This window comes from Amycolatopsis sp. AA4 (assembly GCF_002796545.1).
GTDB lineage: Bacteria > Actinomycetota > Actinomycetes > Mycobacteriales > Pseudonocardiaceae > Amycolatopsis.
This window is the reverse complement of sequence record NZ_CP024894.1, coordinates 149400-171241: the sequence shown is the minus strand read 5'-3', so window position 1 is coordinate 171241 and position 21842 is coordinate 149400. Positions and strand designations below refer to the sequence as shown.

General features: G+C 69.6%; 24 protein-coding genes. 12 read left to right on the top strand and 12 right to left on the bottom strand.

From position 1 onward, the window contains the following. The first annotated feature begins 87 nt into the window (after positions 1-87). The 4 genes from CU254_RS00805 (at position 88) to CU254_RS00790 (ending at position 3123) form a co-directional block, all read left to right on the top strand. Entirely contained in the window at positions 88-1464 is a 1377-nt protein-coding gene (locus CU254_RS00805) for an amidase (protein WP_009071851.1), read from the top strand. After that, positions 1431-2009, top strand: a complete 579-nt coding sequence (locus CU254_RS00800; protein WP_009071849.1) for a TetR/AcrR family transcriptional regulator — start codon at positions 1431-1433, stop codon at positions 2007-2009. Before CU254_RS00805 ends, CU254_RS00800 begins: the two co-directional genes overlap by 34 nt. An 85-nt stretch (positions 2010-2094) precedes the next feature. Continuing rightward, positions 2095-2379, top strand: coding sequence for a hypothetical protein (locus tag CU254_RS00795; RefSeq protein WP_234392796.1), 285 nt, complete (start codon positions 2095-2097; stop codon positions 2377-2379). A 120-nt stretch (positions 2380-2499) separates the two neighbouring features. After that, entirely contained in the window at positions 2500-3123 is a 624-nt protein-coding gene (locus CU254_RS00790) for an oxygenase MpaB family protein (protein WP_199785741.1), read from the top strand. A 28-nt stretch (positions 3124-3151) separates the two neighbouring features. On the opposite strand, the gene CU254_RS00785 is transcribed toward CU254_RS00790, so the two are convergent. Continuing rightward, positions 3152-3688: an ABATE domain-containing protein gene (locus CU254_RS00785; protein ID WP_199785740.1), complete on the bottom strand. Its 537-nt coding sequence runs from the start codon at positions 3686-3688 to the stop codon at positions 3152-3154. A 54-nt stretch (positions 3689-3742) separates the two neighbouring features. Between CU254_RS00785 and CU254_RS00780 the strand changes: the two genes are divergently transcribed. Further along, positions 3743-4600, top strand: a complete 858-nt coding sequence (locus CU254_RS00780; RefSeq protein WP_009071844.1) for an alpha/beta fold hydrolase — start codon at positions 3743-3745, stop codon at positions 4598-4600. Here CU254_RS00780 and CU254_RS00775 read toward each other — a convergent pair. Both CU254_RS00775 and CU254_RS00770 read right to left on the bottom strand, forming a co-directional pair. Then, on the bottom strand, positions 4559-5998 hold the full coding sequence (locus CU254_RS00775) for an amidase (RefSeq protein ID WP_009071842.1): 1440 nt from the start codon (positions 5996-5998) through the stop codon (positions 4559-4561). The genes CU254_RS00780 and CU254_RS00775 overlap by 42 nt on opposite strands. Before the next feature lie 169 nt (positions 5999-6167). Further along, positions 6168-6428, bottom strand: coding sequence for a DUF397 domain-containing protein (locus tag CU254_RS00770; protein WP_037712143.1), 261 nt, complete (start codon positions 6426-6428; stop codon positions 6168-6170). A 481-nt stretch (positions 6429-6909) separates the two neighbouring features. Between CU254_RS00770 and CU254_RS00765 the strand changes: the two genes are divergently transcribed. Then, entirely contained in the window at positions 6910-7143 is a 234-nt protein-coding gene (locus CU254_RS00765) for a hypothetical protein (protein WP_009071836.1), read from the top strand. A gap of 113 nt (positions 7144-7256) precedes the next feature. Here the strand turns inward: CU254_RS00765 and CU254_RS00760 are convergent, their stop codons facing one another. After that, entirely contained in the window at positions 7257-7847 is a 591-nt protein-coding gene (locus CU254_RS00760) for a TetR family transcriptional regulator (protein WP_037712141.1), read from the bottom strand. 94 nt (positions 7848-7941) lie between these two features. On the opposite strand from CU254_RS00760, the gene CU254_RS00755 reads away from it, so the two are divergent. Then, positions 7942-9135, top strand: coding sequence for an MFS transporter (locus CU254_RS00755; protein WP_050788100.1), 1194 nt, complete (start codon positions 7942-7944; stop codon positions 9133-9135). A gap of 17 nt (positions 9136-9152) precedes the next feature. Beyond that, a complete protein-coding gene (locus CU254_RS42850; protein ID WP_009071830.1) occupies positions 9153-9536 on the top strand; it encodes a nuclear transport factor 2 family protein in 384 nt (127 codons plus the stop codon). Positions 9537-9570: 34 nt separating this feature from the next. Here the strand turns inward: CU254_RS42850 and CU254_RS00745 are convergent, their stop codons facing one another. After that, complete coding sequence (locus tag CU254_RS00745; RefSeq protein WP_009071827.1) at positions 9571-10419, bottom strand: SAM-dependent methyltransferase; 849 nt, start codon at positions 10417-10419, stop codon at positions 9571-9573. A gap of 120 nt (positions 10420-10539) precedes the next feature. Here CU254_RS00745 and CU254_RS00740 point away from each other — a divergent pair, with 120 nt between their 5' ends. Continuing rightward, the gene (locus CU254_RS00740) at positions 10540-11694 is read left to right on the top strand and encodes a glycosyltransferase (RefSeq protein ID WP_037712139.1); all 1155 of its coding nucleotides are present in this window, start codon (positions 10540-10542) and stop codon (positions 11692-11694) included. Here CU254_RS00740 and CU254_RS00735 read toward each other — a convergent pair. Continuing rightward, positions 11654-12508: a helix-turn-helix transcriptional regulator gene (locus tag CU254_RS00735; protein ID WP_037712135.1), complete on the bottom strand. Its 855-nt coding sequence runs from the start codon at positions 12506-12508 to the stop codon at positions 11654-11656. The two genes, CU254_RS00740 and CU254_RS00735, sit on opposite strands and share 41 nt — an antisense overlap. Positions 12509-12791: 283 nt before the next feature. On the opposite strand from CU254_RS00735, the gene CU254_RS00730 reads away from it, so the two are divergent. Together CU254_RS00730 and gndA are read left to right on the top strand one after the other, a co-directional pair. Then, on the top strand, positions 12792-13709 hold the full coding sequence (locus tag CU254_RS00730) for an MBL fold metallo-hydrolase (protein ID WP_009071821.1): 918 nt from the start codon (positions 12792-12794) through the stop codon (positions 13707-13709). A 56-nt stretch (positions 13710-13765) separates the two neighbouring features. Continuing rightward, a complete protein-coding gene (gene gndA / locus CU254_RS00725) occupies positions 13766-15202 on the top strand; it encodes an NADP-dependent phosphogluconate dehydrogenase (RefSeq protein WP_009071820.1) in 1437 nt (478 codons plus the stop codon). A 96-nt stretch (positions 15203-15298) separates the two neighbouring features. On the opposite strand, the gene CU254_RS00720 is transcribed toward gndA, so the two are convergent. The 4 genes from CU254_RS00720 to CU254_RS00705 form a co-directional block, all read right to left on the bottom strand. After that, positions 15299-16021 (bottom strand): Clp protease N-terminal domain-containing protein, encoded by a 723-nt coding sequence (locus CU254_RS00720; RefSeq protein ID WP_037712132.1) that lies wholly within the window; start codon positions 16019-16021, stop codon positions 15299-15301. 61 nt (positions 16022-16082) lie between these two features. After that, complete coding sequence (locus tag CU254_RS00715) at positions 16083-17255, bottom strand: 4-hydroxybenzoate 3-monooxygenase (RefSeq protein ID WP_009071816.1); 1173 nt, start codon at positions 17253-17255, stop codon at positions 16083-16085. A gap of 12 nt (positions 17256-17267) precedes the next feature. Continuing rightward, positions 17268-18491, bottom strand: coding sequence for an NAD(P)/FAD-dependent oxidoreductase (locus tag CU254_RS00710; RefSeq protein WP_009071815.1), 1224 nt, complete (start codon positions 18489-18491; stop codon positions 17268-17270). A 67-nt stretch (positions 18492-18558) separates the two neighbouring features. Further along, on the bottom strand, positions 18559-19638 hold the full coding sequence (locus tag CU254_RS00705; protein ID WP_009071812.1) for an erythromycin esterase family protein: 1080 nt from the start codon (positions 19636-19638) through the stop codon (positions 18559-18561). A gap of 89 nt (positions 19639-19727) precedes the next feature. Between CU254_RS00705 and CU254_RS00700 the strand changes: the two genes are divergently transcribed. After that, the gene (locus CU254_RS00700; protein WP_009071809.1) at positions 19728-20399 is read left to right on the top strand and encodes a MerR family transcriptional regulator; all 672 of its coding nucleotides are present in this window, start codon (positions 19728-19730) and stop codon (positions 20397-20399) included. Here CU254_RS00700 and CU254_RS00695 read toward each other — a convergent pair. Both CU254_RS00695 and CU254_RS00690 read right to left on the bottom strand, forming a co-directional pair. Further along, positions 20387-20707: an NIPSNAP family protein gene (locus CU254_RS00695; RefSeq protein ID WP_009071806.1), complete on the bottom strand. Its 321-nt coding sequence runs from the start codon at positions 20705-20707 to the stop codon at positions 20387-20389. The two genes, CU254_RS00700 and CU254_RS00695, sit on opposite strands and share 13 nt — an antisense overlap. After that, positions 20704-21825 (bottom strand): 5-methyltetrahydropteroyltriglutamate--homocysteine S-methyltransferase, encoded by a 1122-nt coding sequence (locus tag CU254_RS00690; protein WP_009071804.1) that lies wholly within the window; start codon positions 21823-21825, stop codon positions 20704-20706. Before CU254_RS00690 ends, CU254_RS00695 begins: the two co-directional genes overlap by 4 nt. Positions 21826-21842 lie beyond the last annotated feature (17 nt).

The following is a 21842-nucleotide window of genomic DNA, read 5'->3' as shown; positions in this document are numbered from 1 at the left end:
GAACTTCGTCTGCCGTGGTCAAGGGTGCTTTCCCGGCCGTCGCCGTGATACGTTCGTTCGAGCGAACGAGAGAACGGGGAGCCGCCGATGCCTTCCGCGACCACAGAGTTCCCGACCCTTGCCGACCAGGCCGCCGCGCTCGACTCCGGCGAGGTCACGGCCGGGCAGCTCACCGAACTCGCGCTCAAGCGGGCGCACGCGAGCCAGCCGGTGCTCAACGCGTTCCGGGTGCTGCGCGACGAAGCGGCGCTCGCCGAGGCCGCGGAGGCTGACCGGCGTCGCGCGGCCGGGGATCGCGCACCGCTGCTCGGCGTGCCGGTGGCGATCAAGGACGACGTCGATATCACCGGTCTGCCCACCGCGTTCGGCTGTCCCGGCGAGTTCCCGGCGGCGACGGCGGACGCGCCCGCGGTCGCGCGGCTCAAGCAGGCCGGCGCGGTCATCATCGGCAAAACCAACACGCCTGAGCTGGGCCAATGGCCGTTCACCGAGGGACCGGCCTTCGGCGCGACGCGCAATCCGTGGCAGCCCGCGCACACGCCGGGCGGGTCGTCCGGCGGATCGGCCGCGGCGGTGGCGGCCGGGATCGTGGCCGCCGCGCTCGGGTCGGACGGGGCCGGTTCGGTGCGCATCCCGGCGGCGTGGACCGGGCTAGTCGGGATCAAAACCCAGCGCGGCCGGATCCCGACCGACGGTGAACTGTTCCACGGCCTCACCGTGCTCGGCCCGCTCGCCCGGACGGTCGCCGACGCGGCCGCCCTGCTCGACGTCACCGCGGGCACCGGCACCGCGTTCCAGACCGCCGCGCGACGCGAACCCGGACGGCTGCGCATCGGCCTGTCCACCCGGATTCCCTTCACCGCCACGAAAACCAGGCTCGACCCAGTCGTCGAGGCGGCGGTGCGGCAAACCGCCGAAACGCTCGCCGGACTGGGACACGAGATCGTGCCAGTCGAACCCGGGTACGGACTGATCGGCCTCACCTTCCTGCCGCGATCGCTGACCGGCGTGCGGGATTGGACCCGGCGCGTGCCGGAACCGTCCGCGCTGGACCCGCGCACTCGCAGCAACGCCCAGCAAGGCGGCCTCCTCGCCGGTCCCGCGCTGAAACTCGCCCGTGCGGTGGAACCCGTGCTGCGCCGCCGGATCGGCGGGGTGTTCGGCGACATCGACGTCCTGCTCACGCCGACCACCGCGACCCCGCCGCCCGCGATCGGGTCGTTCGACGGGCTTTCCGGCTGGCAGACCGATCAGACGATGATCGCCGCGTGCCCGTACGCTTGGCCGTGGAACGTGCTGGGCTGGCCCGGGCTGAACGTGCCTGCCGGACTGACCGCGGACGGGCTGCCGCTCGGCACCCAGCTGCTCGGCCCGTCGCATTCCGAGGAGCGGCTGATTTCCGTTGCCGCGCAACTGGAAGAGGTGCTGCGATGGCCGGACCGACGCCCCGAGCCGGGGTGGTGACCACTCGCGACGCGATCCTCCGGGCCACCCTCAAAGTGGTCGGCGAACAGGGCGTCGGCGGCCTCACCAACCGACGCATCGTCGCCGCGGCCGGCGTTTCGCTCGGCACGCTGACGTATCACTTCCCGAGCCAGACCGAGCTGTTGCGCGAGGCGATGCTGCTGTTCGCCGAGGAGGAAACGGCGAAACTGGCGGGAATCGTCGAGGCGTACCGGGAACAGGGGCTGAGCCTCGAACAAGCGGCGACCGTCGTAGAGCACGTGATCAGGCAATTGCCGTTCGGCACGGACGAACTCGCGCCGCACGAGCTGTATCTGCAAGCCGCACGCGACCCTGGCTTGCACGAAGCATCGGCGAAATGCTTTGCGGCGTATGACGAATTGGCCATCACGATCCTCACCGCACTCGGCCTGCCGGACCCGGAACGGGTAGCCGGACCGGTGGTCGCGCTGATCGCCGGACTGCAATTGCGTCGGCTGGCCACCGGCACGGACGTTCCGGCCGCCGAGCCGTTGATGATGCTGCTGCACGGCGCGCGAGGCTGACCCGGCCCCGCCGGTCGTTCGAGGTACCGCGGCTTGGCGGTATCTCGGCGACTTCCGCGGCGCGCTGCTCGCCGGACAGGTGCACGTGATCGGGCAATTGCCGTTCGGCACGGACGACCTCACGCCGCATGAGCTGTATCTGCAAGCCGCACGCGACCCCGGCTTGCACGAAGCGTCGGCGAAATGCTTTGCGGCGTACGACGAATTGGCCATCACGATCCTCACCGCACTCGGCATACCGGACCCGGAACGGGTAGCCGGACCGGTGGTCGCGCTGATCGCCGGACTGCAATTGCGTCGGCTCGCGACCGGCACGGACGTTCCGGCCGCCGAACCGCTGATGATGCTGCTGCACGGCGCGCGAGGCTGACCCGGCCCCGCCGCGGCTTGGCGGTATCTCGGCGGCTCGCTGGGAAGGTGCTCGTGCTGCAGGTCGCGCATCCGGTCGTCGCGGCCGGGGTACGGGATCATTCGGACTACCGCCCGCTTTATGCGCACCGTCGCTCCGCTGTCGATCTACGCGTGCGGCGAGACAAGGCACGCAAGTCGAGGCCGCGCGGTTGCGGAAACTGCACTGATCGTTCACCGGAACCGCCGATACAACCCGCTCGGCCCTGGTGCATACGCATGGGTGCACGCGGCGTTGGCGATGACTCCCGTTGCCGCACAACGGTTATTGAGCCACCCAATGTCCACTTCGGAGCTTGACGAGCACCACACGCAGATGCAGATCCTCGGCGTGCGCGAACGCGATCCGCCGCCGACCTGGCCCGGAATTCGAGCGGTACTACCGGGAGATAATCGCCAGGTTCCGAACGAGACGATCCGCACACTGCTCGAGACCATCGACTCGGTCCGGAACCCGTTCTCCCACTTGTCAGCGGGCTCAGGTCCAAAGAGGACACTCAAGCGCACAGATGTTCCTGATCCGCATGCCGGACGCGCCCCTTCGCCCCGACCCGCCAGCGCAGCCCCGCCCTCCTCCGGGGGACGGCCCTTGTCCAGTCTATCCGCCCTCACCGACAACCCGGCTCACTTCGGGCGGGTTGTCCACAGTGACTTCGACTTGTGGAGAGTCCGTGCTCACCGCCCCAGGGGGCGATCGGCAAGCTGAACGGGGGACTGCGCGCGCACCCGTGGGCTTAACGGTTCTTCGTCCGCTCGTAATGTGCCCGGGCTTTCACCCGGTTGCCGCAGCGGGACATCGAGCACCACTGGCGGGTCCGGCGGGGCGATGTGTCGACAAACCGCAAGCCGCAGTCGTGGGCCGAGCAGATGCGGATATCTTCCGTGCCGGTGGCGAGGTCGACGGCGTCGGCGGCCAGCACGGCGAACGCCGTCGCCACCGGGTCTGCCGGAGCAGGTACTTCCCGCTGCAGGATCCCGTGCTTCACCACCAGCCGGTCCGGTTTCGGGGCGGCGGCGAGCGCGTCGTTGACCAACCGGACGTCGGCGACCATCGGCTTTGCGGTGAGCAACCGGTTCACCGCCTCGCGAAGCTCCTTCGCCGACTCCAGCTGGGCAACGGTCACTGGCAGGCGGCCGAACCCGGCCAGCTCAAGCCATTCCGCCAGCGCGTCCGGGCCGGTCAGCAGCTCTATGCCCTCGGGGAGATGCCGGGAGCGCAGCGTATTCACCAGGTGCAGACACGGCCGTCCGCCGTCGAACACCCACTCCATGCCGCCCATTCTAACCATTGAAACCGGTGAGAACGCGCGCTACCGTCTAACCCCATGAGCCGGTTAGAAGCAGCCATGGCCCAGGTAGGCGACCTGCGCATGCATTACCTCCGGGGCGGCGACGGTCCGCCGCTGTTCCTCCTGCACGGCTGGCCGCAGACCTCGCACTGCTGGCGCCGCGTCGCCGGACCGTTGGCCGAGGAGTACACCGTGATCGCGCCTGACCTGCGCGGATACGGGCGCACCGACAAACCCCGCACTGGCTACGACAAGCGCACGATGGCCGCCGACGTCGCGAAACTGGCCGAGCAGCTCGGGTTCGACCGGGTCGCGGTGGCGGGGCACGACCGCGGCGGACGGGTCGCGCACCGGTGGGCACTCGACCGTCCGGACCAGGTCGAACGCCTGGCCGTACTGGACATCGCGCCGACCCGCGAGATGTGGCGTCGCCTCGACAAAGACCTCGGAAAGGCGTACTGGCACTGGCTTTTCCACCTCCAGCCAGACCTGCCGGAGCTGCTGGCGGGCCAAAACGTCGCCGCCTACCTCGGATACTTCTTCGAACACTGGACCTTCCAACGCCAAGGCCTGCCCGCCGAGGACATCGCCGAATACGTGCGCGCCTTCGAAGCACCCGGCGCGCTCCGAGCCGGTTTCGACGACTACCGCGCCTCATTCCCGGACGACGCCGAACTGGACAACGCGGATTACGCCGCCGGGAAACGCCTCACCCAGCCGGTACTGGCGATGTGGGGCAAGGCCGGCCTGCTCGGCAACCTGCCCACGCTCGACATCTGGCGCGACTACGCGGACCACGTCACCGGCATCGGCCTCGAAGACTGCGGACACTTCCTGCCCGAGGAACAACCCTCACAGGTCGTCGCGCATCTTCGGGAATTCCTGGCCAGTTAACGAAATTCGCGAGAAACCCGCACCCACCGTCTGCTCGATCGCCGCGCCGACCCGGAACGCCGTGCGGTCGGCGTACTTGCCCGCGACCACCTGGACCCCGGTCGGCACGCCATTGCTCGCCCACCCGGACGGCACGGCGAGCACCGGATGTTCGCTGCCGACATTGAATGCCGGGGTGAGCGAAGCGTCCGAAAAGTGTTCCAGCGCAATGCCATCGACCATGACCTGCGCAGAAAGGTAATCCTCCCCGGCGGCGAAAGCGGTGGCACCGAGCGTCGGCACGATGAGTGCGTCGAAGCGCGCGAACACCGCGTCGAGGCGGTCAAGGATCGCCGCTTCGACCGCGCGGCCGGTTTCCGCGTCCACAATGTTCTCGACGCCCTTGCGCGCGAAAGCCTGGCAGTACGGGGTAATCACGCCCGGGTTCCGCCGGTCCAGCTCCAGGACTTCGGCGGCCAGGCCGGTCCCGAAGTGCGCCCAGAGGGCCTGTTTGACCATGTCGAGCGTCCAGTCGATCTCGATCTCGGTCACCACCGCACCGGCGGACGCCAGCGCGTGCGCGACGGCGCGGGTATTGACGGCGACCTCCGCGGCCACCGGGAAATCACCCGGCACCGGGCAACACGCGACGCGGAGCCCGCGCACGTCGCCCAACTCGATCGGCGCCGACGGAAGCCGGGAGTGTGGGTCACGCGGGTCCTCGCCCGCCATGACGTTCTGCAGCAGCGCGCAATCGGCGACGGTCCGGGCCATCGGGCCGTGGTGGTAGTAAGTATCCAATCCGGCGGGCGGGAGGACCGGATTCCGGCCGTGCGGCGGCTTGAACCCGACAACGCCGGTGAAGGACGCGGGCGCGCGAAGCGAACCGCCGATGTCCGACCCGGTGGCGAGGAAGGCGGTTCCGGCCGCCAGCGCCGCACCCGAACCGCCGGACGAGCCGCCCGCCGCGGTCTGGAGATTCCACGGGTTGCGCGTGATTCCCCAGCGCCGCGTGTGGGACAGCGGCATGCAGCAGAACTCGGACGTCGTCGTGCGCGCGTGCAGAATCCCGCCGGCCGCCTGGATCCGGCTGAGCCCGATCGCCGTTTCCCGCGCGATCCGGGGCGGGCGCAGGAGGGTGCCGTCGGTGACCGAGTGCCCGGCCAGCGGCTGTTCTTCCTTCGCCGCGATGGGCAGTCCTTCCAGCGGCCTCGGCTGGCCGCCGGGCGCGTACCGCTTCTCCGCGACGGCCGCCGCCCGCAGCGCCTGCTCGAACAACTGCTCGGCGAACGCGTTGACGTCCGGCTCGACCCGCTCCGCCCGTTCCACGACCGCGCGCATCAACTCCACCGGCGAGAGCTGCCGGGTCCGGAAGAGGCGCAGTGCTTCGCCGGCGGGGAGGTAGTGGAGTGGGGTCATGGCGCGCTCCGCGAGGTCGGGCCGCTCAACCTACTCAGCTGGCGACCCTCGCCAAACCGACATTGAGCCCACACCGCCCGGCACTCACGGTGACCAGGTCCGATCCACGCTCCACCCGATCGAGTGACTGTTTGCGAATCGCTCTCAGCCGAGACCTCGTCGTGGTGGACTACTCGCTCGGCGGCAGGTCGAACTGGCCCGCCTTGACCGCGACGAGGAAGGCGTCCCACTCGCCGCGGTCGAACACCAGCACCGGGCTCGCCGCGAGCTTGGTGTCGCGCACGCCGATCAGGCCGGGACGGGAGAGGTTGACCTCGACACAGTTTCCGCCGTTGGGTTCGCTCGCGAACGACTTCGCCCAGGCCGCGGCCGCGAACAGCGACTCCGCCGTGTCCGGGTCGTAATCCTGGGGCGACGGATAATCCGCCATGGGTCGTCCACCTCCGAGCCTTGTGCAGGGCGTGCGGTCTGGTGCACGTCCCCGGCTTCTTTGCGTCACTACGGAGCAAACCGCAGGGCCAAGCGGGTGATCAACTCGCCCCGATCTCGACATGAAGATTATTCCAGGAGTAGGATTAATCGCAGCGATCGGGGCGTCAGTGGTGGGTGAATGGCTTGCGACATTCAGCCCAACACCGGCAGCACCGGCCCGGGCACCCGGCCCGGGCGGCGGAACAGCCGCGAGAGATCGGGAGGAGTGCGGATGCGAGCCGACCCGTTCGGACCGGCGATCCCATCCGCGAGCCTCGCCGGAATCGGCGCTGGTCCAGGTGCTGCGACGACCCTGCGGAGACGCCGCAACGGAGCGGTTTCCCTGGTGCCCGGCGTTGACCCGCCGAGCGCGAACCACCCCGATCCGGCCGGCGCCGACCCGCGCCGGTTCCCGTTATCCGAACTGGGGGTGTGATCCCATGGCCGTACGGCTCACCACGCTTTTCCGCCGTGAGGACGAACACACTCGCGGCCGGCGTGGGATCAATCACGAATTGCGCAACCGGTTCGGGTTCAGCCTGATCCAGGCCCCGCTGCGCAGCCCGATGGTCGTGGACACCGAAATCGAAGTACCGGCTCCGCGCCAAGCGGACCCCGTCCACGCCACCCACCGTCGCGAGACACGAGTACCGCTGCTCCACGGGCTCGGCTGAGCCGCCGCCCGCATCGTCCACGCTCCCCGGAACTTCTTTGCCGGGGAGCGTTTTCGTGTCCGGACCGCCCCGCCCCGGTCCAGACCACCTCAGAGGTCTGGACCAAAACCCGCTCATTCCGAGGACGCGGACCGGTCGCGAGCCTTCCCGGCCATCGCCTGGACCGCCGCCGAGACCTGAGCGCCGAGCTGGTCCAGCGAGTAGTCCTCCCCTAGCACCATGCGGCGCAGCTGCGGCATCGACAGACTCCAGCCGACGAGCCCCATCGTGAAGAACAGCAACGCCTTCGGATCCTCGCCACCGCCCGCGAGCGCGGTTTCCGCGGCCGCGACCTTGTCCAGGTAATGCCGGGTCCGGGCCGCTTCCTCGGGCACCGGTTCGTCGCCCATCTCCAGCGCTTCCCACAACAGCAATCGCAGCGCCTCGGGGTGGGCGCGGTGATAGTCGAACAGGGCTCCCGCATACGCGCCGAGGTCCGCGCCCTCCGCGGGCGGGACAGCTTCGGCCAGTTCGGTCATCAGCCGTTCCAGCACGGCCGCGAACAACGCCTTCTTGTCGCCGAAGTAGTCGTAAATCGCCCGCTTGTTGGCTTCGGCAGCGCCCGCGATGCGGTCGACCCTGGCACCGGCCACCCCGTACGCGGCGAATTCGGCCGACGCGGCGGCGAGGATGCGGTCCTTGGTCGCGGCTGAGTCGTAGGCCATGCGACCAGGGTAACGAACCAGTTCGTTTGACAACCCTCGCCCGTCTCCCCTTAACTGACCGAACCAACTAGTTCGATCGATTGGGAGGACGCTGATGACCACGGCGGAAAGCCCGCCGCTCGCCCGGCCGTTGCTGTTCGGGGCGATGGCGGTGTGCAGCGGCGCGGCCGTCGCGAACGTGTACCTGGCGCAGCCGCTGCTCACGTTGTTCGCGAGGGAGTTCGGCGGCGGAGCGTCCTCGGCCGGGCTGGTGGTGACGTGCGCGCAATTCGGCTACGCGGCGGGGATCCTGTTCCTGGTGCCGCTCGGCGACGTGCGCCGCAGGCGTCCGCTGCTGAGCGCACTGCTCGCCGGGACGGTCGCCGCCCTGCTGCTCGCGGCGGCCGCGCCGAGCCTGTCGCTGGTAGCGGCGGCCGCGGCGCTCGTCGGCGGGTTCACCGTGCTCCCGCAGGTATTGATCCCGCTGGCCGCGGAATTGGCCCCGCCGGAGAAGCGAGCTTCGGCAGTGGCCGGGGTCCAGATCGGGCTGATGACCGGGATCATCGGATCCCGGGTGCTCGGCGGCGCGGTCGGCGAAGCGGTCGGCTGGCGTGCGGTGTATCTGCTCGCGGCCGTGCTGACCGCGGCGTCGGGCCTGGCGACCGTCGCGCTGGTGCCGCGCGAACCCGTCCGGGCGAACGCCGTCGGGTATGGGCAGTTGCTGGCGTCGCTGCCTCGCTTGCTGCGCGGCGAACCTGTCCTGCGGCAGTCCTGTCTGCTGCACGCGTGCCTGTTCGGCGCGTACAACGCCACCTGGACCTCGCTGGTACTGGTGCTCACCCACGATCCGTACCGCTTCAGCACCGCGACCGCCGGATTGTTCGGTCTGCTGGGACTGGCGGGCGCGTTCGCCGCGCCGTGGGCGGGCCGGTACATCGACCGGCGCGGCGCGTTGCCGATCGTCGCCGCGGCACTGCTGCTGACGTTGGGCTCAGCCGGCGCCTACGCGCTCGGCCAGGTCTGGCTCGCGTTCCTGGTCGCGGCGATCGTCGCGGTCAATATCGCCGTGCAATGGAGCCAGATCGCCAACCAGGCCCGCATTTTCGCCCGGCTCCCCGACGCGCGCAGCCGCGCCAACACCGTCTACATGGTCGCGGTTTTCCTCAGCGGCGCACTGTGCGCGGCGCTGGCCGTGGCCTGCTACAGCACGTTCGGCTGGCTTGGAGTCTGCGCACTGCAAGGGATCCTCGCCGTGGCCGGTCTCGCCGTCCTGCCCGCCGCACGCCGTTCCGACCGAAATTCCGCCTGAGCACCAAGGAGATTCCCATGCTCGCGATGCCCCCTGCGGTCACGCAGTTCTTCACCGCGTCCCAATCCGGAGACGCGGACGCCTGGGCCGGCGCGTTCGCCGCCGACGGCGTCTTCCACGACCCGGTCGGCGAGCCGCCGATCGTCGGCCGCGCCGCGATTCGCGAGTTCATCGCGTCGGTGCTGCCGAACTTCAGCCCGTTCCTCGGCCTCACCCCGCGCGAGGCGCACGCCGTCGGCCGATCGGTCGCCGTTTCCTGGAGCGGCGCGGCCGTCACCGGCAGCGGGGTTCCGGTCAACTGGTCCGGCATCAACGTCTACGACCTGGGCGAGGACGGCCTGATCAGCGAGGCCCGCGCCTACTTCAATCGCGCGATCTTCCAAGCCCAGCTCAACGGATGACCCCCCGGGGCCGGAGCCGGCCGGCTCCGGCCCGTCAGGGCTTGCGCCCCAGAGCGCAAATCCCGCCGCTGAACGAGGGATCGTCCGCCATCCGGTCGCCCGCGCTCGATTCGCCCGCTTCCGGGTGCCAGGCCGAGACCCACGAGATGCCCGGCTCCACCAGTTCGAGCCCGGAGAAGAACTCCGCGAACTCCGCCCGCGAGCGGAAGTGGAACGGCGTGCTCGACTGCTGGTACTGCTTGTGGATCGCGTCGCGGCTTTCGCCGTCGCTGGTCGGCACGCCGTCGTCGGTCAGGTGCGAGGACAGGAAGTACGAGCCGGACGGCAGCAGCGACAGATACTTCTGCACGATCTCCAGTGCCGGTTCGTCGCGGCCGATGAAGTACAGCACCCCGACCATGATCAGGCCGATCGGGCGCTTCGGGTCGAGGACGCCGGTGTCGAGCGCGCGCGGCCAGATGTCGGCTGGGTCGCGCAGGTCGCCCTGCAGGACCGCGTGCCGGTCGGCGACGCCCTCGCGTTCCAGCAGGACCTGCGAATGCGCGACGGCCACCGGTTCGTTGTCGACATAGACACAGCGCGCGTTCGGGTTCACCGACGTGGCGATCTCGTGCACGTTGCCGACCGTGGGCACGCCGGACCCGATGTCGAGGAACTGGTCGATCCCCTGTTCGGCCATGTACCGCACGCCGCGGCCGAGGAACTCGCGGCCCGCCCTGGCGATGGTCTTGATCATCGGAAAGGTCTGGACCGCCCGTTCGCCGAACTCGCGGTCGATCGCCCAGTTCGCGGTGCCGCCGAGGAACCAGTCGTAAATCCGCGCCGCGTTCGGCCGATCGAGGTCGACGCCCTCCGGGGCTTCCGGATCCGGTGCCTGAGTCATCAGCTTCCCCTTCCGTGCGGGTACCAGTCTGCCCACTCGCCGCGGCCGCGTGCCGCCGCCCCCGGCAACCGCCCGAAAATGCCACGACTTCGGTACGTCCGGGCTACTAGGTTGCGGTGGATGCGCATTCTCTTCTCGTTCGTCGGCGGTCGCGGGCACTTCGATCCGATGGCGCCGGTCGCGCGAGCGCTTGCCGCGCACGGGCACACCGTAGCCGTCGCGGGCGGCGGTTCGCACGTACCGGCGCTGGCCAAAGCCGGGTTCACGACCTTCGCGGTGAACGAGCCCCGCGAAGTCGAGGCGACACGGCAGCCGATGCCGCCGGTCGATCCGGCGCGCGACGACTGGGAAATCCGGGAGCTGTTCGCCCGCCGCGCGACGCGCGAACACGTGCCGGTGCTGCTGGAGCTGGCCCGGGAATGGCGGCCGGACCTGATCGTCCGGGACGAGGTCGACTTCTCCGCCGCGCTCGCCGCCGAGGTGCTGGGCCTGCCGTGCGCGACCGTACTGGTGCTCGCCGCGGGAACGTTGCTGCGCAAGGAACTCCTCGCCGAGCCGCTCGCCGAGGCCCGCGCCGCGCACGGTCTGCCGGACGACCCGGAGCTGGAAATGCTGACCCGCGGCCAGGTGCTTTCGCCGCTCCCGCCGTCCTTTCGCGACCCCAGCGCGCCGCTGCCGCCGGGCACTTTCTCGTTCCGCCAAGGAGATCCGGTCGCGCCGCGCCGGCCCGCCGGGAAACCGCACGTGTACTTCACTCTCGGCACCAACTTCAACCTCGAGTCCGGCGACCTGATCGAGCGCACGCTCGCCGGGCTAGGCCGATTGGACGCCGAGGTGACCGCCACCGTCGGCACCCAGATCGACCCCGCCGAGTTTGGGCCGCAACCCGCGCACGTCCGGGTGGAACGGTTCGTCCCGCAGGCCGAACTGTTGCCTCGCCTCGATTTGATGATCTCGCACGCCGGGTCCGGCAGCGTGATCGGCGCGCTCTCGCACGGTCTGCCGTCGCTGCTCTTCCCGATGGGCGCGGACCAGCCCGGCAACGCCCGGCGCTGCGTCGCGCTGAACGTGGGCCGCGCGCTCGACCCGGAAACGTCCACTCCGGACGAAATCTGCCAGGCGGCCGCGGCGATGCTCGCCGATCCCAGCTACCGCGCGGCCGCGCAGCGCGTACAGGCGGAGATCAACGCCCTGCCCGCCGCCGAGGCCGCCGTGCCGGTGCTCGAAGCACTCGTCACATCATCTGCGAGCGGTAGCTTTCCGCCAGCTCCTTGAGGAACTGCCGCGTCTCGCCGCGCTCCAAGGCAGCGCCGCGCAGCCGGTCCCACGAGTCCACGAAGATGTTGAAGTCCTTCACGTCGTCGAGGTACAGCCCGCCCGCGGAGTGTTCGATGTAGACGAAGTCGCGCGTGCGGTCCGGGAACCGCATGATCGTGAAGTCGTTGGGCACCGCGGCGAGCTTCGCGCTGAACGGCAGGACGTGCACGTAGACGCGCGGGTGCCGGTCGAGCGCGAGCAGGTGCTCGACCTGGTCCAGCATCACCGCGGGCGCGAACCCGCCGGGCGCGCGGCGCAGCGCGCCCTCGCTGATGATGAACCGGTAGTACGGCGGCTGCTGCTGGTCGAACACCGCCTTGCGGTCGAGCCGGTTGCGCACGAGCGACGTGACGTCGGTGGCTCCCGCCTCGGTGAACTGCTTGAGCATGTAGTGCTCGGACTGCAGCGGCCCCGGCACGCGCTCGCCGTGCCAGGTGAGGATCTCCGCGGCGGCCGGCTCGAGGTCGGTGAAGGTGCGGAACCAGTGCGGCACCACCGACCGGTAGCCCGACCAATGGCCGCGCTGCCCGGCCGCGGCCCGGGCCAGGTTCATCAGAGTGTCGGCCTCTTCGCCGTTGATCCCGAACGCGTTCAGCATGGTCCGCACATCTCCGAGCTTGACCCCCACCGCACCGGACTCGATCTTGTTGACCTTGCCCTGGGTGCAGCCGAGTACCTCGGCGACTTGCTGCTGCGTCATCTTCGCGGCGTTTCGAGCATGCCTGAGCTCATTGCCGAGCTGCTTGCGGCGCGAGGTGACGGTGCTCGCCATCTCCCCTTGCTCTCCTGGACCACTACTGCCGACGGGCTTTCCGCCGGACCGCGAACTACGAACCACCCAGGCCACTGCGACCCAACGGAGTTCGATGATGACACCCGGCAGCGTTTCAGGAAATGCGCCAGAACGCCAGTCACCCGGCATGTCACCCTGCCGGAGCAGTGGATTCCGGGCGCCGCGGACATCCCGGCTACTCCATTCGGATTAAGAGGAGACTTCCGGGCACAGCTGATCCGCCGGTCCACCACTGCGCCGCCCGGGACGGCATAGTGGCGGCGTGATCGATCGATCCCCCGGCGCGGCGAGCGTCAAACAGCTGGCAGACGGCGCGTTCGGCTACGTCCAGCCCGACGGTTCCTGGTTCATCAACAACTGCGGCTTCGTCGATGCCGACGGGCACGCTGTGCTTATCGACACATGCGCGACCGAGCGGCGCACGCGTGCGCTGCTCTCGGCCGTCGGCGACACCGTCGGCCCGGTCACGACGCTCGTCAACACGCATCACCACGGCGACCACACCAACGGCAACTACCTGGTCGGCGGCGCCACCGTCGTCGGCCACCGCAAGACCCGCGAGACCCTGCTGGCCGACGGAATCCAGCGGTACGAGGGAGTCTTCACCGACAGCGACTGGGGCAAGCTCGAACTGCGCGTGCCCGACCTGGTCTTCGACGACACGGTCACCCTCTACGCCGGACAGACCCGGATCGACCTCATCCACCCCGGCCACGCCGCGCACACCACCAACGACGTCCTGGTCTGGCTGCCCGAACAGCGCCTGCTCTACGCGGGCGACCTGGTGTTCAACGGCGGCAGCCCGTTCGCGCTGATGGGGTCGGTGGCGGGCTGGCGGGCCGCGCTGAACCTGATCCGCGAACTCGACCCGGCGGTCATCCTGCCCGGGCACGGCCCGGTGTGCGGGCTCGAAACGGTGGACGCGGTCGACGACTACCTGGAGCTGGTCCAGCGCGCGGCGGAAACCGGCAAGGCGGCCGGGCGCTCGCCGCTAGAACAGGCGAAGGCGACCGACCTCGGCCGGTTCGCCGAGCTGACCGAGCAGGAGCGCCTCGCCGGGAACCTGCACCGGGCGTACGCGGAACTCGACGGCGAAGGGTGGGGTGCGCCACTCGATCTGGCGGCTCCGCTGAAGGACATGCTGGCCTGGAACGGGGGCCCGATCCGCTGCTTCTCGTGAGCACCGGTTTTGTGGCTAGGCTCGGAATCCGGCAGAGGTTTTCGGAAAGGTTTCGGATGAGCAAGAAGGCGAGCATCGGGGTCACCGGCCTCGCGGTCATGGGCCGCAACCTGGCGCGGAACCTGGCCCGGCACGGGCACACGGTCGCCCTGCACAACCGCTCCGAGGAGCGCACCCGCTCGCTCGTCGAGCAGTTCGGCGACGAAGGCGACTTCATCCCGGCGTACACCGCGCAGGAGTTCGTCGACGCGCTGGAGCGGCCGCGGCAGATCGTGATCATGGTGAAGGCGGGCGGCCCGACCGACGCCGTCATCGAGGAGTTCGCGCCGCTGCTGGAGCCCGGCGACGTGATCGTCGACGCGGGCAACGCGCACTTCGCGGACACCCGCCGCCGCGAGCAGGCGCTGCGCGAACGCGGCCTGCACTTCGTCGGCACCGGCGTGTCCGGCGGCGAGGAAGGCGCGCTGCACGGGCCGAGCATCATGCCCGGCGGGTCGAAGGAGTCCTACGAGTCGCTCGGGCCGCTGTTCGAGGACATCTCGGCGAAGGTCGACGGCGAACCGTGCTGCACGCACGTCGGCGCGGACGGGGCCGGGCACTTCGTCAAAATGGTGCACAACGGCATCGAGTACGCCGACATGCAGCTGATCGCCGAGTCGTTCGACCTGCTGCGCGGCGCGGCCGGCTACTCGCCGGCGGAGATCGCCGACGTGTTCGGCACCTGGAACACCGGGCGGCTCGATTCGTACTTGATCGAGATCACCGCGCAGGTGCTCAAGCACGTCGACGGCGCGTCCGGCAAACCGTTCGTCGACGTGGTCGAGGACGCGGCGGAGCAGAAGGGCACCGGCCGCTGGACCGTGCAGATCGGCCTCGACCTCGGCGTGCCGATCAGCGGCATCGCGGAAGCCGTGTTCGCGCGTTCGCTGTCCGGGTCCACCGGCTTGCGTTCGGCCGCGCGCGGCCTGGGCGGCCCGACGCGCACGCCGCTCACCGGGTCCGCGCTGGAGACCTTCGCGGACGACGTCGAGCAGGCGCTGTACGCGTCGAAGGTGGTCGCGTACGCACAGGGCTTCAACCAGATCCAGGCCGGCGCCGCGGAGTACGGCTGGGACATCGACCTGGGCCGCGTCGCCTCGATCTGGCGCGGCGGCTGCATCATCCGGGCGAAGTTCCTGAACGACATCACCTCCGCCTACGCCGCCGAGCCGGGCCTCCCGACGCTGCTCACGTCCGGCGACTTCCGCGCGGCGGTCGAAAACGCGCAGGACTCGTGGCGTTCGGTCATCTCGACGGCGGTCCGGCTCGGCATCCCGACGCCCGGCTTCTCGACCGCCCTGGCGTACTACGACGGCCTGCGCGCGGACCGGCTGCCGGCCGCGCTGGTGCAGGGCCAGCGCGACTTCTTCGGCGCGCACACCTACCGGCGCGTGGACCGCCCCGGCTCGTTCCACACGCTGTGGGCCGGGGACCAGTCCGAGGTCGACGCCTGATTTTTGTTTGCGACGGAAGGGCTCTCCCCGGTCTGGGGAGAGCCCTTCTTCGCTAGATGAGGGTCAAGACGAACAACACCGCGAGCGCGACCGCGATCATTTCTGCAACGTGCTGAGAATTTCCGCGAGGAACTCCTTGATCTTCATTTCGGCCCGGTCCTTGTCGACCCCCAGTGCGGCAAGGACTTCGTAGCCCGCGCCCTCGCCCTGTTCCAGCAAGGCGAGGAGAATGTGCTCGGTGCCGATGTAGTTGTGGCCGAGCCGCAGCCCCTCGCGCAGAGTGAGTTCGAGGGTCTTCTTGCCGGCGGCCGCGAACGGCACCGGATCCGGCGCGTCGTCGACCGGCTCCGGCAGCCTCGCCTCGGCCGCTTCCTTCACCGCGTCGAGAGTGATCCCCTGCGCGGCAATGGTGCCCGCCGCGAGCGCGTCGGGTTCGGAAAGCAGGCCGAGCAGCAGGTGAACGGTGTCGATTTCGGGGTTCTTGTGGTCGATGGCCGCCTGCTGAGCGGCGACGATGACGTGCCGCGCCCGGTCGGTGTAGCGGCCGAACATCCGTTGTATTCCGCCGGAGGAATCGTCGCTCTTCGGAACGAATCTCTTCTGGGCGGCCTGTTTGGATACCCCCATGCTGGCCCCGATGTCGGTCCAGGAGGCCCCGCTGCGCCGCGCCTGGTCGACGAAGTGGCCGATCAGGTGGTCCGCGACGTCGCCGAGATGCTGGCCGACGTAGACGGCGTCGGTGAGCTGGGCGAGGGCGTCTTTCTCGTTGTTGGCCTTGATGGCGCTGATGAGGTCGTCGAGTTTCACTGAGTCGGTCATGGCGTCAACTGTAGGTTGACGATTGCCGGGCGTCAACCCTGGGTTGACCAGGTGAGCGGACTCAAGCGAACGGCAGCCCCACGTAGTTCTCCGCCAAACTCGTCGCCGCCGCCCGGGACGAAGCCGTGTACCTCAGCTGCGAGAGCTGCAGCCGCCGGGCGAAAGCGTCCGCCCCGGGGTCCACGTGCAGCATCGTCGTCATGAACCACGAGAAGTGCTCCGCTCGCCACACCCGGCGCAGGCAAGTGTCCGAATAGGACTCCGCCAGTGCCGAATCCCCTTGCAGCAACGCAGCCAAAGCCCGCGAAAGCACCACCACGTCCGCGACGGCCAGGTTCATGCCCTTGGCTCCCGTGGGCGGCACGATGTGCGCCGCGTCGCCGGCCAGGAACAGCCGGCCGTGGCGCATGGGTTCGGTGACGAAGCTGCGCATCGGCGTGATGCCCTTGTCCAGGATCGGCCCCTCCTGCAGGGTGAACTCCCCGTCGACCGCCAGGCGCGTCGACAGTTCCGTCCAGATCCGGTCGTCCGACCAGGCCGCCAGGTTCTCCCCGGGGGCCACCTGCAGATACAACCGCGTGACGTCCGGAGACCGCATGCTGTGCAAGGCAAATCCCCGGGGATGATGCGTGTAGATCAGCTCCTCGTGCGACGGCGGCGTCTGCGCCAGCACCCCGAGCCAGGCGAACGGGTACTCCCGCTCGAAGGTGGTCAGCACACCGTCCGGAATGGACGGACGGGAGACTCCGTGGAAGCCATCACAGCCTGCCACCGCATCGCATTCGAGGGTTTGCACAACCCCAGCGGAATCCCGGTAGCGCACCACCGGGCGCGAGGTGTCCAATGCGGACAGAGAAACTTCCGAAACCTCAAAGTGCAGCGGCAATTCCGCGGCCTCGTGCGCGTCCACGAGGTCCTTCACGATCTCCTGCTGCCCGTACACGGTGATCGCCTTGCCGGTCAGCTCGGTGAGCGCGATCCGGTGGTCGGCACCGTCGAACCGAAGCGAGAAACCCTCGTGCGGCAAGCCTTCCGCGGCCAGCCGTCCGCCGAGGCCGATCTCGGTGAGCAGGTCGACCGTCGGTTGTTCGCAGACTCCGGCGCGCACGCGTTGCCGCACGTACTCGCGGTCGCGGGCTTCGAGCACCACCGCCTCGATACCCGCCTGGTGCAGCAAATACGACAGCAGCAACCCGGCCGGGCCGGCACCGATCACGGCGACCTGCGTGCGCAACGGAACCTCCGATCAAGCCGCGGTGCGCGACTTCAGGTGTGCTTTCAGATCAAACGAACTGGCTTCCAGATCCGCGTACGCCGGATGCGGGTCCGCGGCGAACAACCGGCGCGCGGCGATGTGGTCCGGCGCGCGGTTGACCGATTCGACGGCGATCAGCACGTCGTCGCGGAAGGACAACACGGAGAACTTCCCGGCGGCCCGATCACCGGTGACCACGGTCCGGTCCGCGGCCCCGAGAATGCCCGCGATCTGCAGTTTCGCGCCGGTCTGGTCGGTCCAGAACCACGGCAGGCTGTCGTACCGCGCGGGCTCCCCGGCGATCGCCGCGGCCACCGAACGGGCCTGGTCAACGGCGTTCTGCACGGACTCCAACCGCGTCGCGGCACCGGCCTGCACGCACGGGAAGCACGCGCAGTCGCCGATCGCGAAAATCTTCGGGTCCGCAGTGCGCAGGTGTTCGTCCACGACGACGCCGTTGCGCACCTCAAGCCCGGCCGCCTCGGCCAGCGCGGTCTCCGGCAGCACCCCGACCGCGACGACCACGAGGTCCGCGGGCAGCCGTCGCCCGTCGGAGAGTTCGACCGACTCCACGTGCCCGGCCCCGTGCAGCGCGGTGACCCCGACGCCCAGCAGCAACGTGTGCCCAGCCGCGCGGTGATGTTCGGCGAAGAATTCCGAGATCTCCGGCGACGCGACCCGCGCGAGCAGCCGGTCCTGAGCCTCCACCACGGTGACCGGACGCCCGGCGTGCGAAGCGAATTCCAGCCCGATGAACCCGCCGCCGATCACCACGACGTCGCCCGCCGCGTCCAGCGAAGCCCGCAGCCGGTCGGCATCCGCGCGGGTGCGCAGCGTCAGGACGCCTTCGAGGTCGGCGCCGGGCACCGGCAACGCGCGGTTGCGCGCGCCGGTGGCCAGCACCAAATGGTCGTACCCCAGCTCCGCACCGTCCTCGAGCCGGACTTTCGCCGCGTCCCGGTCGATCGCGGCGACCCGGCCGCGGACCAGCTCGATGTCCTTTTCGGCGAAGTAGTCCTCCGGCCGCAGCACCAGTTGCTCGACGCCCGCGCTGCCCGCCAGGTACGCCTTCGAAAGCGGCGGTCGCTGATACGGCACCCCCGGCTCGTCGCCGATCAACACCACGCGGCCGGCGAACCCCTTGTCCCGCAAGGACGCCGCGGCCTGGAACCCGCTTTGCCCGCTGCCGACGACGAGAACGGTCTCGGTGCTCATCTCGCTCCTCCCGACATCTCGGGCTCCATCTGAGCACACCTCGGCCAAGATCGTCGAGGAGCGGCCGTCACACCCGGTGCAGGAACGCGATCGCGTCCGCCGCTTCGACCGCGTCGAACGGCAGATACCCGCGTCCGTCACCGGGCCGCGCGGGCAGCCCGGGGTCGATTCCGGCGGTTTCGACCAGTTCACGGTCCCGCACCGTCGCGGCGAGATACGCCTGCAGCGTCCCCGGCGCGGGGTTCCCTACCGCATCGGACGAGCCGAAATCGGTGGCAATGAACACATACCGGTCGCCGAGCCGGTGCGCGACGTGCGAGCCCGCGCTCCACCACTGCGCACCCATCATCGACGCCGCGCGCCGCTGCAGGTGCTGGTTGTGCGCGGAGACGAACGTGCCCGGCAGCGCGAGCAGGTTGTCCGCCATCATCGCGTCGCGCTGCGCCCCGAGCCGGCCCAGCCGTTCCGGCGAGGTGTCGGCCATCAGCGAGTGGTAGCGGCAGAGCCCGACCGCGGTCCGGGCGAGCAGGTCGCCGCCTTCCGGCAACGCCGGACGCGCCCGTTCGAAGTGGCCAGCGAGATCGTCGGCGACCAACCGCAGCTCCCGCGCGTCCGGACTGTCCCCTTTGGACTTCGCCCCGTCCCACATCGCCGCTTCGTCCGCCCAGGCCGCGTCGTCGCCGGCCAGCCGCTCGATGGTCGCGACGTCGTGCGGCACGTCGTCAAGATGCTTGGACAGGAAGCCATGCAGTTCGGTGAGCACCGCGCGCGGGCTGGGTGCGCTGGCCATCTCGAGCGGGGCGTCGAAGCCGTGGAAGCGGACCTGATCTTCGGGCGCGCGGCCGGCGTTGTGGTCACGCAGCCACTCGACCAGCGCGCGGTTCGACGGGAACGCTCCGAAACCGTGGCTGAACCCGGTGGCGAGCACCTGGTCGAGGTCGCCTTCGCCGGTGGTCACGTAGCGGTCGACCAGGCGTCCGGCCAGGCAGTCGGTCTCCAGCGCGATCGACCGGTAGCCGTGTTCGCGGACCAGGTGCTGGAAGATTTCGTTGCGGAACAACGGGAAAGCCTCGGTCCAGTGCGTGGGCTCGCCCAGCCCGAGCAGGGTAGGCGAACGGCGGGCGAGGAAGTCGTCAAGGGTCTTCATTGCTTTGACCGTATCGTTGAACTCTCGGTTGGCACTTTTGCGCGAAACACCTGGTTGAATGGCTCCGAAACCCTCAAATCGGAGGCGAGATGCGGCCGAAGGACCTCGCCCGCGAGCACGGCTTGTCGACCCAGGCTGTCCGCAACTACGAGGAGGACGGCATCCTCCCGCCCGCCGAGCGCGGACCGCAGGGCTACCGGACGTACACCGAGCAGCACGCCCAAGCATTGCGCGCCTTCCTCGCCCTGCGCTCCGGCTTCGGCCACGCCCGCGCGGCAGCGATCCTCCGCGCGCTCAACGAGCGTTCGGAAGACACCGCGTTCCAGCTGATCGACGAGAGCCATGCCGAGCTGCTGCGCGACCGCGGCACCCTCACCGAAGTCGAGCACGCGCTGCGGAACCTGACCCGGGAACCGGACGTGCGCCAGACCGTGCCGTCGATCGGCGCGCTCGCGCACCAGCTGTCCGTGCACCCCGCCACGCTGCGGAAATGGGAGGCCGCCGGGATCCTCCAGCCGGAGCGGGACCGAGCCGGAAACCGCCGCTACCCGCCGGCCGCGGTCCGCGACGCCCGCCTCGCGCACCAACTCCGCCGCGGCGGCTACCCGCTCGCCCGGATCGCGGCGGTGCTGGAGCAGGTCCGGCACGCGGGCGGGGTCGCGCCGCTGGAAGAAGCCTTGCGCACCTGGCGTTCCCGGCTCACCGCACGGGCGCACGCGATGCTGGACGGGGCCGCCCAGCTGTCGCGTTACCTCGGCTGATCCTCCGGCAAAAGGGGCCGCATGAACGTCCGCCGGTACCGGATCACGCAGCCGCTCTCGTCCCGGATCCGGTCCGCGGCCACGAACTCGGGGTCCACTCCGAACAGCTCCCGATACCGCTCGTAGGCGGCCAGGCTGTCGAAGCTGAACAACGCCCGAGCCTCGTCGCTGGCCCCTTCCGCGGGAAGGAAATACCCGTGGTGCACCCCGCCCTCGCGCCGCACCAGCCGCATCCACTCGGCGGCGAACCGTTCGAAGTCCGCGATCTTCTCCGGGTCGATCACGTAGTCGACGACGCAGGTGATCACGAGCGGCCCCAGACCCGCTCCGCCGTCGCCACGATCAGCTCCAGCTTCCGCAGCTGCTCACCGGCGGTCAGGTCGTTTCCCTCCTCAGTGGACGAGAACCCGCATTGCGGCGACAAGCACAGCTGGTCGATGTCGACGTACCGCGACGCTTCCTCGATCCGCCGCACCAGCGCGTCCGCGTCTTCCAGCTCCGGCCGTTTGCTGGTCACGAGCCCGAGCACGACCCGTTTTCCCTTCGGCACGAACCGCAGCGGCTCGAAGCCGCCCGAGCGTTCGTCGTCGTACTCCAGGAAGAACCCGTCCACCGCGAGCTCGCCGAACAACGCCTCGGCGACGAACTCGTAGCTGCCGGACGCCACCCACGACGAGCGGAAATTGCCGCGGCACAGGTGCGTCGTCACGGTCAGGTCGTCCGGTTTCCCGGCGAGCGCGGCGTTGATCGTCGAGATGTTGCGCAGGTGCATGGTGTCCGGGTCGCCGCCCATGCGCGCGACGAGTTCGCGCTGCTTCGGGTCGTTGAGATACGCCAGGCTGGTGTCGTCCAGCTGCAGGTACGTGCAGCCCAGCCCGCTCATCGCGCGCAGCTGCTCCGCGTACGCCGCGCTGAGGTCGGCGAAGAACTCGTCCAGCTCCGGGTACACGGTCTCGCTCACCGCCGCCCGGCCGCCGCGGTGATAGACCATGCTCGGCGACGGGATGGTCAGCTTCGGCGTGATGCCCGGGTCGGTGTGCGCCTTGAGGAACTCGAAGTGGTCGGCGAAGATCGGATTGTCGAGCCGCACCTTGCCGTCGACCTGCAGGCCGGGCGGGCTGAACTCCAGGTCGCCTGCCAGATTGTGGAATTTCACGTGCAGCCGCTCGTCACTGCGCGAGACGCCGCCGAGCTGGTAGATGAAGTCCATGTGCCAAGAGGACCGGCGGAACTCGCCGTCGGTCGCCGAGTGCAGGCCGGCCGCCTTCTGCATCTTCACGACGTCGCGGATCGCGTCGTCCTCGACGGCTCGCAGTTGTTCGGCGGAGATCTCCCCCGCCGCGTGGTCGCGCCGCGCTTCGCGCAGCACCGGCGGCCGCAGCAGGCTCCCGACATGATCGGCACGGAACGGAGGTCGTGCAGTCATGCTGGCATCGTCACACA

Coding starts and splice junctions, on each gene's coding strand:
- CU254_RS00755 (WP_050788100.1), top strand. CDS start 7,942: ATGACCACGGCGGAAAGCCCGCCGCTCGCCCGGCCGTTGCTGTTCGGG.
- CU254_RS00790 (WP_199785741.1), top strand. CDS start 2,500: ATGCGCACCGTCGCTCCGCTGTCGATCTACGCGTGCGGCGAGACAAGG.
- CU254_RS00700 (WP_009071809.1), top strand. CDS start 19,728: ATGCGGCCGAAGGACCTCGCCCGCGAGCACGGCTTGTCGACCCAGGCT.
- CU254_RS00785 (WP_199785740.1), bottom strand. CDS start 3,688: ATGGAGTGGGTGTTCGACGGCGGACGGCCGTGTCTGCACCTGGTGAAT.
- CU254_RS42850 (WP_009071830.1), top strand. CDS start 9,153: ATGCTCGCGATGCCCCCTGCGGTCACGCAGTTCTTCACCGCGTCCCAA.
- CU254_RS00775 (WP_009071842.1), bottom strand. CDS start 5,998: ATGACCCCACTCCACTACCTCCCCGCCGGCGAAGCACTGCGCCTCTTC.
- CU254_RS00800 (WP_009071849.1), top strand. CDS start 1,431: ATGGCCGGACCGACGCCCCGAGCCGGGGTGGTGACCACTCGCGACGCG.
- CU254_RS00805 (WP_009071851.1), top strand. CDS start 88: ATGCCTTCCGCGACCACAGAGTTCCCGACCCTTGCCGACCAGGCCGCC.
- CU254_RS00745 (WP_009071827.1), bottom strand. CDS start 10,419: ATGACTCAGGCACCGGATCCGGAAGCCCCGGAGGGCGTCGACCTCGAT.
- CU254_RS00705 (WP_009071812.1), bottom strand. CDS start 19,638: ATGAAGACCCTTGACGACTTCCTCGCCCGCCGTTCGCCTACCCTGCTC.
- gndA (WP_009071820.1), top strand. CDS start 13,766: ATGAGCAAGAAGGCGAGCATCGGGGTCACCGGCCTCGCGGTCATGGGC.
- CU254_RS00740 (WP_037712139.1), top strand. CDS start 10,540: ATGCGCATTCTCTTCTCGTTCGTCGGCGGTCGCGGGCACTTCGATCCG.
- CU254_RS00710 (WP_009071815.1), bottom strand. CDS start 18,491: ATGAGCACCGAGACCGTTCTCGTCGTCGGCAGCGGGCAAAGCGGGTTC.
- CU254_RS00765 (WP_009071836.1), top strand. CDS start 6,910: ATGGCCGTACGGCTCACCACGCTTTTCCGCCGTGAGGACGAACACACT.
- CU254_RS00780 (WP_009071844.1), top strand. CDS start 3,743: ATGAGCCGGTTAGAAGCAGCCATGGCCCAGGTAGGCGACCTGCGCATG.
- CU254_RS00690 (WP_009071804.1), bottom strand. CDS start 21,825: ATGACTGCACGACCTCCGTTCCGTGCCGATCATGTCGGGAGCCTGCTG.
- CU254_RS00720 (WP_037712132.1), bottom strand. CDS start 16,021: ATGACCGACTCAGTGAAACTCGACGACCTCATCAGCGCCATCAAGGCC.
- CU254_RS00735 (WP_037712135.1), bottom strand. CDS start 12,508: ATGGCGAGCACCGTCACCTCGCGCCGCAAGCAGCTCGGCAATGAGCTC.
- CU254_RS00760 (WP_037712141.1), bottom strand. CDS start 7,847: ATGGCCTACGACTCAGCCGCGACCAAGGACCGCATCCTCGCCGCCGCG.
- CU254_RS00770 (WP_037712143.1), bottom strand. CDS start 6,428: ATGGCGGATTATCCGTCGCCCCAGGATTACGACCCGGACACGGCGGAG.